At 73.5% G+C, this 12584-nt stretch carries 14 protein-coding genes; 5 read left to right on the plus strand and 9 right to left on the minus strand.

Annotation, left to right across the window (positions count from 1 at the left end; translation table 11 throughout):
- Window positions 1-152 precede the first annotated feature (152 nt).
- Window positions 153-1640, plus strand: coding sequence for a glutamate synthase subunit beta (locus IG74_RS0128425; protein ID WP_030683158.1), 1488 nt, complete (start codon window positions 153-155; stop codon window positions 1638-1640).
- A 110-nt stretch (window positions 1641-1750) separates the two neighbouring features.
- Here IG74_RS0128425 and IG74_RS0128430 read toward each other — a convergent pair whose 3' ends face one another.
- The 3 genes from IG74_RS0128430 to IG74_RS0128440 all read right to left on the minus strand — a co-directional run bounded on the left by IG74_RS0128430 (window position 1751) and on the right by IG74_RS0128440 (window position 3841).
- The gene (locus IG74_RS0128430; protein ID WP_051855565.1) at window positions 1751-2587 is read right to left on the minus strand and encodes an SAM-dependent methyltransferase; all 837 of its coding nucleotides are present in this window, start codon (window positions 2585-2587) and stop codon (window positions 1751-1753) included.
- Window positions 2588-2665: 78 nt separating this feature from the next.
- On the minus strand, window positions 2666-2881 hold the full coding sequence (locus IG74_RS0128435; RefSeq protein WP_051855567.1) for a DUF397 domain-containing protein: 216 nt from the start codon (window positions 2879-2881) through the stop codon (window positions 2666-2668).
- Between the two features lie 99 nt (window positions 2882-2980).
- Window positions 2981-3841 carry a helix-turn-helix domain-containing protein gene (locus tag IG74_RS0128440; protein ID WP_030683164.1) on the minus strand — a complete coding sequence of 287 codons (861 nt, stop codon included), beginning with the start codon at window positions 3839-3841 and terminating at the stop codon, window positions 2981-2983.
- A 198-nt stretch (window positions 3842-4039) separates the two neighbouring features.
- Between IG74_RS0128440 and IG74_RS0128445 the strand changes: the two genes are divergently transcribed.
- Window positions 4040-4645, plus strand: a complete 606-nt coding sequence (locus IG74_RS0128445) for an ATP-binding protein (RefSeq protein ID WP_078869104.1) — start codon at window positions 4040-4042, stop codon at window positions 4643-4645.
- Between the two features lie 136 nt (window positions 4646-4781).
- Entirely contained in the window at window positions 4782-5237 is a 456-nt protein-coding gene (locus IG74_RS0128450; protein ID WP_030683166.1) for a hypothetical protein, read from the plus strand.
- 26 nt (window positions 5238-5263) lie between these two features.
- Here the strand turns inward: IG74_RS0128450 and IG74_RS0128455 are convergent, their stop codons facing one another.
- From IG74_RS0128455 to IG74_RS0128470, 4 genes are all read right to left on the minus strand, one after another.
- Entirely contained in the window at window positions 5264-5446 is a 183-nt protein-coding gene (locus tag IG74_RS0128455) for a hypothetical protein (RefSeq protein WP_030683167.1), read from the minus strand.
- 137 nt (window positions 5447-5583) lie between these two features.
- Window positions 5584-6285, minus strand: a complete 702-nt coding sequence (locus IG74_RS0128460) for a DUF899 domain-containing protein (RefSeq protein ID WP_030683168.1) — start codon at window positions 6283-6285, stop codon at window positions 5584-5586.
- Between the two features lie 114 nt (window positions 6286-6399).
- Window positions 6400-7626 (minus strand): cytochrome P450 family protein, encoded by a 1227-nt coding sequence (locus tag IG74_RS0128465; RefSeq protein ID WP_030683169.1) that lies wholly within the window; start codon window positions 7624-7626, stop codon window positions 6400-6402.
- Between the two features lie 100 nt (window positions 7627-7726).
- Window positions 7727-9088, minus strand: a complete 1362-nt coding sequence (locus IG74_RS0128470) for an amidohydrolase (protein WP_030683170.1) — start codon at window positions 9086-9088, stop codon at window positions 7727-7729.
- 130 nt (window positions 9089-9218) lie between these two features.
- On the opposite strand from IG74_RS0128470, the gene IG74_RS0128475 reads away from it, so the two are divergent.
- Entirely contained in the window at window positions 9219-10184 is a 966-nt protein-coding gene (locus IG74_RS0128475) for an endonuclease/exonuclease/phosphatase family protein (RefSeq protein ID WP_030683173.1), read from the plus strand.
- Between the two features lie 42 nt (window positions 10185-10226).
- Here IG74_RS0128475 and IG74_RS0128480 read toward each other — a convergent pair whose 3' ends face one another.
- Complete coding sequence (locus IG74_RS0128480) at window positions 10227-11249, minus strand: phosphatidylinositol-specific phospholipase C domain-containing protein (protein WP_030683174.1); 1023 nt, start codon at window positions 11247-11249, stop codon at window positions 10227-10229.
- Between the two features lie 234 nt (window positions 11250-11483).
- Between IG74_RS0128480 and IG74_RS0128485 the strand changes: the two genes are divergently transcribed.
- Complete coding sequence (locus IG74_RS0128485; RefSeq protein ID WP_030683175.1) at window positions 11484-11957, plus strand: DUF3574 domain-containing protein; 474 nt, start codon at window positions 11484-11486, stop codon at window positions 11955-11957.
- A 95-nt stretch (window positions 11958-12052) separates the two neighbouring features.
- Here the strand turns inward: IG74_RS0128485 and IG74_RS0128490 are convergent, their stop codons facing one another.
- The gene (locus tag IG74_RS0128490) at window positions 12053-12472 is read right to left on the minus strand and encodes a hypothetical protein (protein ID WP_030683176.1); all 420 of its coding nucleotides are present in this window, start codon (window positions 12470-12472) and stop codon (window positions 12053-12055) included.
- Window positions 12473-12584: the final 112 nt, after the last annotated feature.

Here is a 12584-nt window from a genome sequence, read left to right on the forward strand (position 1 = left end):
TGACCGGCCTAGACCGCCGGACAAGCGCGACGAACCCACCCGCCCGACCCAGACCACGCCGCCCCCGGCCCCCGGCATGCCCGCCCCGCCCCCGCGACGTACCGTGACTCGAAGGACGCGTATCGCGGGCGGGGAGACGTAGGGAGACGGCCATGGCCGACCCCAAAGGGTTCCTCAGGGTGGCGCGCGAGGAGTGGCCGCGGCGGGCGGTCGGCGACCGGGTCAAGGACTGGGACGAGGTGTACGAGCCGGATGCGCTGCTTCCGCTCGTGGTGGCGCAGGCGGACCGCTGCATGGACTGCGGAGTTCCGTTCTGCCACGAGGCGTGCCCGCTGGGGAACCTCGTCCCGGAGTGGAACGAGCTCGTCTCGCGCGCCGACTGGTACGCGGCGGCCGAGCGGCTGCACGCCACGAACAACTTCCCCGAGTTCACCGGGCGGCTGTGCCCCGCCCCGTGCGAGGCGGGCTGCGTGCTCGCGATCAACCAGCCCGCGGTGACGATCAAGAACGTCGAGGCCGCCATCGCCGACCGCGTCTGGGCGGACGGCCTCGCGCCGCCGCGGCCGCCGGAGCGGCTGACCGGCAAGAGCGTCGGCGTCGTCGGCTCGGGCCCCGCGGGTCTCGCGGCGGCGCAGCAGCTGACGCGCGCGGGGCACACGGTGGTGGTGTACGAGCGCGAGGACCGCGCGGGCGGGCTCCTGCGGTACGGGATCCCCGCGTTCAAGATGGAGAAGCGGCATCTGGAGCGGCGGCTCGCGCAACTGACCGCCGAGGGCACCCAGTTCCGTACGTCGACGCACGTCGGGCGGGACGTGGGCGCGGCGGCGCTGCGCGCCCGGCACGACGCGGTGGTCCTCGCCGTGGGGGCCACGGCGTGGCGGGAGCTGCCGGTGCCGGGGCGTGAGCTCGCCGGGGTCCGGCAGGCGATGGAGTACCTGCCGCTCGCCAACCGCGTGTGCGAGGGGGACCTGGACGCCTCGCCCCTGTCGGCGGCCGGGAAGCACGTGGTGATCGTGGGCGGCGGCGACACCGGCGCGGACTGTCTGGGCACGGCGGTGCGCGAGGGCGCGGCGTCGGTCACGCAGGTGGACATCCGCCCGCTGCCGGACGCCGAGCGGGACGGGACGGCCGAGCCGTGGCCGACGTACCCGCACGTGTACCGGGTGTCGCCCGCCCACGAGGAGGCCGGGGAGCTGGGGTTCGGGCAGCGCCCCGACGCGGACGCGCGGCTCTTCGCGGCGGCCGCGCTGCGGTTCGCCGGGGACGCGGCGGGGCGGGTGCGGGCGGTGCGGCTGTCCGGCGTCGACGAGGACCGGCGGCCGGTGCCCGGCGCGGAGCGGGTGCTGCGCGCCGATCTGGTGCTGCTCGCGCTCGGGTTCCGGGGGCCGGAGGTGGTGGGCGGCGCGGTCGAGGAGCTGGGCGTGTCCGTGGCGCCGAGCGGGGCCGTGGCCCGTGACGACGCGTACGCGACGGACGTTCCGGGGGTGTTCGTCGCCGGGGACGCGGGCCGTGGTCAGTCCCTGGTGGTGTGGGCGATCGCGGAGGGCAGGGCCGCGGCGGCGGCCGTGGACCGCTGGCTGATGGGCAGCACGCTGCTGCCGTCACCGGTGGGCGCCCACGCCCGCCCGCTCACGGCGTGACACCGCCCCGCCGGAGGAGCAGCCGCGCCCCGAAGAAGCGCGACCCGAGGTGCAGCCACGCCCCGAAGAGCAGCGCGCCTGAAGCCCAGCCCCAAAAGGCCGGACCCGCCTCACCCCTTCCGCGCCACCCCGCCGAAGATGGGCACCGGCCCCTCCCCCGCCACCGGAACCCGCTCCCCCAGCTCCGGATGCCACGCGTCGACCACGGTCACGCCCGGCGGCGTGAGGTCGAGGCCGTCGAAGAACCGCAGGACGTCCACGCGGTCGCGCAGGGCGAGATCGATGGCGCGGGACTCGTACAGGTCGCCCGCGGCCCGTGCCCGGTCGGGGGTGAACTCGCCGGTGCCGTGCGACAGCATCAGCCAGCTGCCCGGCGGCAGCGCGGACACCAGCCGGTCCACCAGGTCGTACGGGCCGTGCGCGTCCGGGACGAAGTGCAGCAGGGCGATCAGGGAGAGGGCGACGGGCCGGGAGAAGTCGAGGGTCTCGCAGGCCTGTTCGAGGATCGCGGCCGGTTCCCGCACGTCCGCCTGGATGTACTCGGTGGCGCCCTGCGGCGTCGAGCGCAGCAGGGCCTCCGCGTGGGCGAGCACGATGGGGTCGTTGTCGCAGTACACCACGCGCGCGTCGGGCGCGGCGCCCTGCGCGATCTGGTGCAGGTTGGGCTCGGTCGGGATGCCGGAGCCGATGTCGAGGAACTGGCGGACCCCGGACGCCGCGAGCCACCGCGTGGCGCGCTGCATGAACGCCCGGTTGGCCCGTGCGATGCCCGGGATCCGCGGGTCCATGGCGACGAGCTGGCGGCCCATCTCCTCGTCGACCGGGTAGTTGTCCTTGCCGCCGAGCCACCAGTCGTACATCCGCGCCGGATGCGGCTTGCTGGTGTCTATGTACGGCGACGCGGACTCCCCCGCGGCTCCCCGACTGCCTGCCCCGGTCCCGGTCAACTGCGGCTCCCTCGCCAGTTCGGCAACGTACGAATCACGCCAGTTCCGAGCGCGCGGCGACCGCGGTCGCTACGCGCGTCACGACAGCAGGAAGTCGGCCTCCCCGGCCTTCGCTCCCTGGATGAACGCCCTGATCTCGCCATCGGTGTAGATGAGCGCGGGGCCGTCCGGGTCGGAGGACTGGCGCACGGCGACGCGCCCGTCGTCCAGCTTCATGGCTTCCAGGCAGTTGCCGCCGTTGCCACCGCTCCAGGGCTTGTGCCAGCCCTCGCTGCCGAGTTCGCGGGCGGGCATGCCGTTGTAGATCCGGGAGGATCCGGGGGGCCGGGAATCGGCGCGGGAGTCGGGCCGTGACGAGGGGCCCGTGCCCGCTCGATGTCGATCTCGGTCCATTCACAGCTCCTTGCGGACATCCCGGAGGATCTCCTTCGTGCGTTGTGCGGTCGCGGCCTGGGCCGCCATGCGGTCCATGACCTCCAGATGCGTCGCCACCTCGGCGCGCGCGTCCAGATAGACGGCGCCGGTGAGGTACTCGCTGTAGACCATGTCCGGCAGCTCCGCCATGGCGAAGCGGAAGAGCACGAACGGTCCGAACGTGCCCGGGTGCGGGCCCGCCGCGAACGGCGCGACCTGCAACGTCACACGAGGCATTTCAGTGGCCTCAAGCAACCGGTCGATCTGCGCACGCATCACCTCGGGCCCGCCGACGGGACGGCGCAGCGCCGTCTCGTCCATCACGACCCACAGGCGCGGCGCGTCCTCACGGCTCAGCAGCGTCTGCCGCTCCATGCGCAGGGCGACATAGCGCTCGATGTCCTCCGGCCGGGTCTGGCCGATGGCTCCGGAGAGCAGGACACCACGCGCGTAGTCCTCGGTCTGGAGGAGACCGGGCATGAAGTGCGGTTCGTACGACCTGATGAGGCTCGCGGCGCCCTCCAGGCTGACGTACATGCTGAACCAGCCGGGCAGGATGTCGTGGAAACGCTGCCACCAACCCGGCTTGTTCGCCTCCTCGGCGATGGTGATGAACGCTTCGGCCTCTTCGTCCGAGATGCCGTAGGCCTTCAGGAGCAGCTGCAGATACGGGATCTTCAGCGCGACCTCGGCGGTCTCCATGCGGCGCACCGTGGCCGGGGCCACGCGCAGGATCCGCGCGGCCTCGTCACGCTTGAGCCCCGCGCGTTCACGCAGGTCCTGCAGGCGACGACCGAGAACGACCTGTCCGACGGTCGGCGCCGACCGCGGTTCGCTCACGTCTTACCTCCACCCACTACGCGTCACTCTCTGCATCGGATCTTGCCACTTCGCGTCACTCTCCGTAGTCACGCGTTGCACCAACCCACGCCGCACGGTGAGGCGTTGCGAGAAGTGTGCCATGCGACGTCTCAAAGGAACACGCCACTGTGCACATTTCAGAGTGGCCCTTGCCAAGGTGTTCGCGCCGGGGCGATAGTGGAGAGCGTGACTCCGCCCGCATCGTTAGGAACTGAAGCCACCGATCCCCGACTTGGCGTGTGCGCCGAGGACCGGGCGGCGGCCGCCGAGCCCTGCGTCACCTTCACCCTGGCCGCGCTGCCGAGTTCGGTAGGCCGTGCCAGGCGGTTGACGCGTGACCGGCTCAGTTCCCTCGCGGTCGGCGACGACGCCTGCGACACCGCGGCGCTCGTCGTATCGGAGCTGGTCACCAACGCCATCGTGCACACCGCTAGCCGGACCGTCGTCTGCGAGATCCGCACGGAAGCCGACACCGTGCGGATCGCCATCCGCGACGAGGGCTGTGGTTCGGGGGTTCCACGCCCGACCGGCCTGCGCGGGCCTGACGAGGAGCACGGGAGGGGGTTGCTTCTCGTGAGCGCCGTGAGCAACGCATGGGGTGTCCAGGACTCCGGAGCCGGCCTTTCGGTGTGGGCGGAGCTACCGATCACCGGTTGCCCGCCCGACGGGGGCGCGTTCGGCGCGTTCGCGGACGACGTCGACGTCCGGGACCGCGCGGGACCGGGCTTCGCCGCCGTCCCGTTCGGCGGCACAGGGCTGGATTTGGACAACTTCGACGACTAGGGCGACGTCGTCACGGACGGCCACGGCAGGGGCCTGACCGGCGACGCCCGCCACCGAATGGACCAGAGCGCCACCGGAGGCCTTTAGGCCGACGTGACGGGGATGCGAGTGCGACAGCGATGCGGTCGGGGGATATGTGAGCGCGGGGACATCACGACTGTTCGGCCTTGACACCTTGGTACGGCTCTCGCGCGAGCGGGAGCGGGCGGTCGGACGGCGAGCCGTGAGTGAGCAGCCAGTGGCACGGCTCGCCGTCCCCGCCGGAATGGGGCAGCCCCTCGGCTGCGACGCGGTCGCGATGCCCGCGGAGTTCGGTCCGCGGCTCCTCGACCGGCTGCCCCGGGTGGGATGCGTGTACGAGGACGGACCGCGCTGGTGGTGGATCGTGCCCGCCGACTCCGACGTGGCCCTGGAGTGGCCGCCGTCGGCGTTCTACTCGCCGGGCGCGCTGGTCCCCGACACGGTGCGGGAGCCGGTACTCGTCCACCACCCGGAAGGCCCGGTCCCCTATACGCCGCCCATTCCGCTGTACTTGGCCCTGTGCCGGATGTCCGGGGCCGTCCCCGCGTGGGCCGGAGCGGTCCGCGCCTGAGCGGCCGGCCCCGGCCCTGCTTCCGGTCAGGCGGCGGCGTGCTCTCCTTGGCCGCGCCGCACGATCACCAGGAAGGCGTCGGTCGCCAGGTCCATCACGACCTCCGCGCACTGGCCTTCGCTGCGCCGGGCCCGCGCGAACTCCTCCGCGGGCCACGATCCGCGCGGTCCGCCCGCGGGAAAGCGCTCCAGCACCACTCGTCCGTTCATCATGTCCTTGATCCCCCGTGTGCTCGACGCAGAGCGACGACTCTGCACTGAGAACAACGCGCGGAGCACCCCCGAGGACTCGCAACGTGACCGATCTGACACCGAGTTGGGGCACTCCGGCCACCGCTGTCGACGGCTCAGTACACGTATTCGTCGTACTCGTCGTGGTACCGCACCTGCGCGCTGCCCGCGGGGGCGCCGAGCTCCGACGCGCGGCCCTCGGGCCGCTCCCACTCCTCCTGGCGGCCGAGCGCGGTGAGGTCGAGCAGGCTCGTCGTGGAGCCGAGGCCGTCGAGTCCGCGGTCGAACGTCGCGTACGTGTGGAAGACGCGGTCGCCGTCCCGCAGGAAGCAGCTGATGCCGGGGCGGTCCAGGAGGCGTCCTGCCGGGTCGGCGTACGTCGCGGTGAAGTCGCGGTTGAACTCCGGGCCGCACGTGGAGTACCAGGGCACCACCCAGCCCATGCGGGCCTTGAACGGCAGGATGCGGGTGAAGGGGGCGCGGGAGGCCGCGACGAACGTCGTGTCCCGGGCCCGCAGATGGGCGAGGTGCCCGATCTGGTCGAGGAAGGCCGAGCAGCTGCGGCAGCCCGCGTCCCACTCGGGGGCGAACATGAAGTGGTAGACGATGAGCTGGGCGCGTCCGGCGAACAGGTCGAGCAGCGTCGCCTTGCCGTCGGCGCCGTCGAACACGTACTCCTTGTCGATCTCGACCATCGGGAGCTCGCGCCGCTCGGCGTTCAGCGCGTCACGGGCGCGCGTGGCGGCCTTCTCCTTGGCGAGCAGCTCCTCGCGCGCGGCCTGCCACTCCGCGCGCGTGACGATGTGCGGAAGTCCCATGGCGCATTCCCTCCGGTCGCGATCCACGGTTCTCGGGCGTTCTCAGGAGGGTGGACCGGGGTCCTCACCGGAACTCATCGGTCGTGGACGGGATTTCTGGAGATTTCTCGGCGGTCAGCACACGACCGGCAGTGCGAGCAGGCCACGGGCCCGCATCGAGGGGCGCCACCGCAGTTCCTCATCGGGTACGGCGAGCGCGAGGCCGGGGAAGCGCTCGATGAGCGCGGCGAGCGCCGTCGTCGTCTCCATGCGGGCCAGCGGGGCGCCCAGGCAGTAGTGGATGCCGTGGCCGAGCGCGAGGTGACCGCTCGCGTCGCGCGTGACGTCGAGCCGCTCGGGGTCGGCGAACCGGTCGGGGTCGCGGCCCGCGGAGCCGGGCGAGAGCAGCACGGTCTCCCCCTTGGGCACGCGGACGCCGCCGATCGTGACGTCCTCCACGGGGAAGCGGCGGATGGCGAGCAGCACCGGGCCCTCGTGGCGCATGAACTCCTCGACGGCGCCGGGCAGCAGGGCCGGGTCGGCGCGCACCGCGGCGAGCTGCTCGGGCCTGCGCAGCAGGCCGAGGACGGCGGTGCCGATGAGCTGCACCACGTTCTCGTACCCGGCGAACAGGATCAGGAAGGCGAGCGACATCAGCTCGTCCTCGCTGAGCCGCCCGCCACCGTCCCCGTCCTTGTCCCCGTCCACGCCCGCGTCCTCGTCGCGTACCGCGATCAGGTCGGACAGCAGGTCGTCGCCGGGCCGTTCGCGCTTCTCGGCGATGAGCGCGGTGAAGTAGCCGAGCAGCCCGGCGACCGCCTCCTTGGCGAGGTGGGGGCGGGCCGGGTCGGGGGCGACGAGCGCGTCGGTCCAGGCCCGGAAGTCGGGCCTGCGGGTGGCGGGGACGCCGAGCAGCTCGCAGATGACGGTGACGGGCAGCGGTGCGGCGTACTCGGCCACGAGGTCGCCGCCGCCCGCCTCCTCGATGGGGTCGAGGAGGGCGTCGGCGGCGCGCCGCACCGGCTCGCGCAGGCGTTCCGTGCGGCCGGGTGTGAACGCCTTGACGACCAGGCGCCGGACGCGGGTGTGGTCCGGCGGGTCCATGTTCAGGAGGTTGGCGTCCAGGGCGGGCGGCAGCGCGAAGCCGCGGTAGTTGCCGGGCAGGGCGTGCGACTTGTCCAGGGACAGGCGCGGGTCCGCGAGCGCCTCGCGGACGTCGGCGTAGCGGGTGACGAGCCAGGCGGCGTTGCCGTCGGTGCCGGTGACGCGGCGCACGGGCGCGCTCTCGCGCAGGAGGGCGTACGTGGCGTACGGGTCGTGGATGAGGCCGTCGAGCGCTTCGGGAGTCGCGGGTGTCGCCATGGGTCTCACCCTAAGGAGTGCCGGCCCGCGGGTGCTCGGCGGGCCGTCACGTACAGGGGCGCGCGGGGCGGTGCGGCACGCCCCCACAGGGGCGCGTCCGTCAGGCGTCGTACTCCTGGATCCGCTTGCCGTGCCCCCGTTCGACCAGGGCGGGCAGCCGTGCGGTCAACTCCCGTGTCACCGCGGGGACGTCGACGGTCAGCAGCTCCCGGTCGCGCATCAGGATCCGCCCGTCGGCGATCGTCGTGCGGACGTCGCCGCTGCGGGCGCTGTGCACCAGGGTCGCGGCGAGGTCGTGCACGGGCTGGGTGTGCGGCCCGGTGAGGTCGACGAGGACGACGTCGGCCCGGCGGCCCGGGGCGAGGCTGCCGATCCGCTCGCCGAGGCCGACGGCCCGGGCGCTCTGCAGCGTGGCGTGGTGCAGCGCTTGACGGGAGGTCAGCCAGCGCGGGTCGCCGGTGGCGGACTTCTGGACGAGGGCGGTGAGCGCCATGGACTCCCACACGTCCAGGGAGTTGTTGGACGCCGCGCCGTCCGTGGCGAGGCCCACCGGGATGCCGAGGTCCGCGAGCAGCCGTACGGGCGTGGGGTCCCAGGCGAACTTCAGATAGCCGCGCGGGGCGCTGGCGACGGCGACGCGGCCGGTGGCGGCGCGCAGGACGGCGGTGTCGCGGTCCAGGATGCCGGTGCCGTGGGCGATGAGGACGTCGACGTCGAGCAGCCCCGCGCGGTGCAGGACCCCGACGGGCGTGAGGCCGTGCCGGGCGATGCTGTGCTCGGTCTGGGCGCGGCTCTCGGCGGCGTGCAGATGCACCAGGAGACCGTGGTCCCGCGCGAGTTCCGCGGTCGCGGCGAGGTCGGCGTCGTCGACGGTGTACGGGGCGTGCGGGGCCAGGCAGGTGGTGATGCGGCCGTCGGCGTCGCCCGCGCGGCGCAGCGCGAAGTCGAGGGACGCCTCCCGTCCCGCGGGCCCCTGCGAGGAGAAGTAGGCCTGGCCGAGCAGGGCGCGCAGGCCCGTCTCCGCGACGACGTCGGCGACGGTGTCCATGGCGAAGTAGTGGTCGGCGAAGGTGGTGACGCCGCCGCGGATCAGCTCGGCGCAGGCGAGCCGCGCGCCCAGCTCCACGTCGCGCTCTTCGAGGTTGGACTCGATGGGCCACACGTAGTCGTTGAACCACTCCTCCACCGGCAGGTCCTCGGCGATGCCGCGCAGGGCCACCATCGGGGCGTGCGTGTGGCAGTTGATCAGGCCGGGCAGGGCGGCCTGGCCGCGCGCGTCGATCCGTTCGGCGGCGGCGAGGTCCGCGGCCGCGGCGGCCGTGGTGACGTCGGTGATCACCCCGTCGCGGACGACGATCGCGGCGTCCTCGGCGAAGCCGATCCGCTCCGCCGGGTCGTGGACGAGGGCGGTGCAGCCCGTGATGACGAGGTCGGCGGGGCCGGGTGCGGCGGGCGCGGTCATGCGTTCACGGTACGTTCGCCCACGCATCCGCGCGGGGACTCTGCCGACTCGGGCATTCCGGGAGCACGCTGGCGTGAACGGCCCGCCTGGCGTGAACCGATCGCCGCCCGAACCCCAGAGGGAGCCCGTCATGCTCCTCGCCACCTGGAACCTGGAGAACCTCTACCGCCCTGGCGGCCCGTTCGGCCCCAAGGACAAGGCGGCGTACGAGGCGAAGCTGGCCTCGCTCGCGGCCACGATCCGCGCGCTCGACCCGAGCCTGCTCGGGGTGCAGGAGGTCGGCGACCCCGGGGCCCTCGACGACCTGGCCGGGCTGCTCGACGGCACCTGGCACACGGCCGTGTCACGGCACGCGGACGACCGGGGCATCCGGGTGGGGTTCCTGAGCCGTCTGGAGCCGGAGGTGCTCGCGGACGTGGAGGCGTTCCCGCCGAAGCTGCGGGCCGTGCAGCGGGACGACGCGGGCGCGCTTGCCGCCACGACGGGCCGGGGCCTGTTCGCGGTGCGGGTGGCGAGCCGCGCGCTCGTCGTCGACGCGGCGGTCTGCCATCTGAAGTCGAAGCTCCTGAGCTACCCGGGCGGCCGGTTCCAGCCACGGGACGAGGGCGAGCGGGCGCGCGTCGGCGCGTACGCGCTGTATCGGCGCACGGCGGAGGCGGCGACGCTGCGGGGTCTCGCGGACGAACTCATCGGCGGGGACGGGCGGCAGCGGGACGTGGTAGTCCTCGGCGACCTCAACGACGAGGTGCAGGCTGCCACCACCCAGATCCTGCTCGGCCCGCCCGGCTCCGAGCTGGGCACGCCGGGCCACGCCACACCGGACAGGGGCGACGCGGCCCGGCTGTGGAACGTGGCGCCGCTGATCCCGCCCGAGCGCCGCTTCTCGCGCGTCAACTCCGGCCGCCGCGAACTGATCGACCACGTGCTCCTGAGCCACCGACTGCTGCGCCGCGTCACCACCGGCGGCGCCGCGGGCACGGGCCTGCCGGACGCGTCCGGCGCCCTCGAACTGCCGTCGGTGGGGGCGGACCCCGGCGTCCGCAAGGGCGTGGCGGGCTCGGACCACGCTCCGGTGTGGGTGCGCTTCCAGCCGTGAACACGACGCCGTGAACACGACGCCGTGAATGACGACGGTGAGCTAGCCGCGCGGCAGCACCGTCGAGAGCACCTGCGGCAGCGGGTACCAGTCCGCCGACACGACGCTGGCGTGCCGCCCCGCGAGCAGCGCGACCCGGTCGCGGGCCTGGGCCTCGGTCGGCCGGGTGCCGTCGATGGCGGGCGCCACCTTGTGAGCGTCGGTCATGACGACCAGATAGCCCCGGTCGGCGTACCACTTGGTGTCGACCGATCCGCCCGCGTACACCGAGGAGTCGCCGTCGAAGAGCACGAACCAGGGCCGGATCGAGGCGTCCGCGTACCGTGTGCGCGGGTCCCCGGACGCGGCGCCGAGCACGGCGGGGAAGGCTGCGGCGTCGCCGAGCCTGCCCGCGGCGGCCAGGTCGCGCAGGTGCGTGGCGTACTCGCGGTCGGTCCACAGGGTGTCGGCCGGGTTGTTCTGCTCGACGGTGCCGGGGATCAGCTCGACGACGAACTTGCCCGCGAGCGCGGCCCTGCCGGGCCAGCCCTTCGCGCGCACGGCCTCATCGAGCGTGGCCCCGCCGGTGGCCAGGTCACCCGGCCGGTACAGGGCGTCCCCGAGCTTGGCCTTGAGGAGGGCGTCGAGGTCGGCGGGCCCGCGTCCGCCCCGCGCCTGGAAGCCGTCCTTCAGCTCGACCTTGAGGAGCACGGGCCGGTGCCCGGGGTGCGCGTCGTGCCAGGCCTTCAGGTCGGCGAGGCAGCCGTCGAGGCGCTGGTCGCGCGCCTTGGTGCGCAGCTCCTGCGGGCGCTGCGCGTTCTCGCAGTTGTTGTCGTTGCCGATCGGGTTGGAGTGCGAGACGCGCCAGCCGGCGCCGAAGACGTTGGTCCACACGTCGAGTTCGAGCATGGCGGCGCCGGAGTCGAGCGCGTCGGCGAAGTAGGGGTACTTCGCCTTCTCGTACGCGTTGTGGACGCCGACGCCGGTGGTGGCGCCGTACGAGGCGTCGCTCCCGGTGGCCGTGGGCTCCGCGGCCGCCGCCGTCCCCGCGAGCGAGGCCGCGACGACGACGCCCCCCGCCACCATCCCGCGTATCGCCTTCCGCACCGCCACCACGCGCACCGCCGTCCCCTTCCACCGCACCGGTCAAGTCCGGGGAAACGTACGGGATTCATGTGACGTCGCGGAAGACGGCGACTTACGGCCACACCTCGTGGCGCTGCCGCTGCGCGGGCCGCGGTCCCCCTACTGTTGTCGACCGTCGAAGATCGGACCTGGGGACCACGTCCGGTCGTGCCCCGCCACGAAAGGCACCCTCACATGGCGCTCACCCTCACGCTCACCGGCCCCCGCCTGGCCGTCGCCGCGGCGGCCGCGGTCCTCGCGATCGGCGCGCCGACGGCGTACGCGGCCCTCGACAGCGACACCTCGCGGGCGCCTGCCGCGTCGACGGCGGCGCGCGGCAAGCCCTTCGTCGAGACCCGTCTGTTCTTCGGCACCGAGCGGCCCGACGGCGGCCCGGCCGTGACGGACAAGCAGTTCATGAAGTTCATCGACACCGAGGTGACGCCCGGCTTCCCCGACGGTCTGACCATCCAGCAGGGCCGCGGCCAGTGGAAGGACAGCAACGGCAGGATCGAGCGCGAGCGCAGCTACGAGCTGATCCTGCTGTACCCGACGGCCGACGCGAAGAAGAGCGACAAGCTGATCGAGGAGATCCGCTCGGACTACGAGAAGAAGTTCGCCCAGGACTCGGTGGGCCGCCTCGACGACCGGGCGCGGGTGGACTTCTGAGCGAGCCGCCGCTGCCACCGCGGTACGGGTGACGGAGCACGGGCGGCGAAGGTGCCGGGGGTCTCCTCCGGCACCTTCGCCGTGCCCGGCGGCGCCTACCCGAGGTGCACGTCCCCCACGGTGTGGGCCTGGATGACGTTCCCGCGCTGCACGCCGCCGCTGATGGTGTTGTGCACGACCCCGCCCCGGCCGCCGTCGCCGCCGTGGCCCAGCTCGTCGAGGAGCAGGCGCAGCTCCGCCGCCGCCTGGGGGTCCGCCCGCAGGGCCCGCCGCATCCGGTTGCGCCACTCGGCGCGCGCGTCGGCCTCGGCCTCGGTGTCGCCCGCGGCCCGCGCGGCGAGCAACTCGTCCCGCAGCTCGTCGAGTTCGCCGCCGACCTGGTCCTCGCCCGCCCCGCGCCGCCGCCCGAGGAAGGCCACGACCCTGCCGCGCGCCGCGGCCCAGCCGTCCCCCACCATCGCCTGCACGAGCGCGGTGGCCCCGGCCCCGGCGAGGGCGGCCAGCTCTGCGTCCATCGGGTCTCCTTCGTGACGGTCCGGAGGTGCGTCCCTTCGCTTCGGGGTCAACGGTAGCCGGGGGCGCGGGAGTTGGCGGGGTCCAGGCCGCCCTCCTTCAGTAGGAAAGTTT

The organism is Streptomyces sp. NRRL B-1347 (assembly GCF_000720325.1).
Classification (GTDB): domain Bacteria; phylum Actinomycetota; class Actinomycetes; order Streptomycetales; family Streptomycetaceae; genus Streptomyces.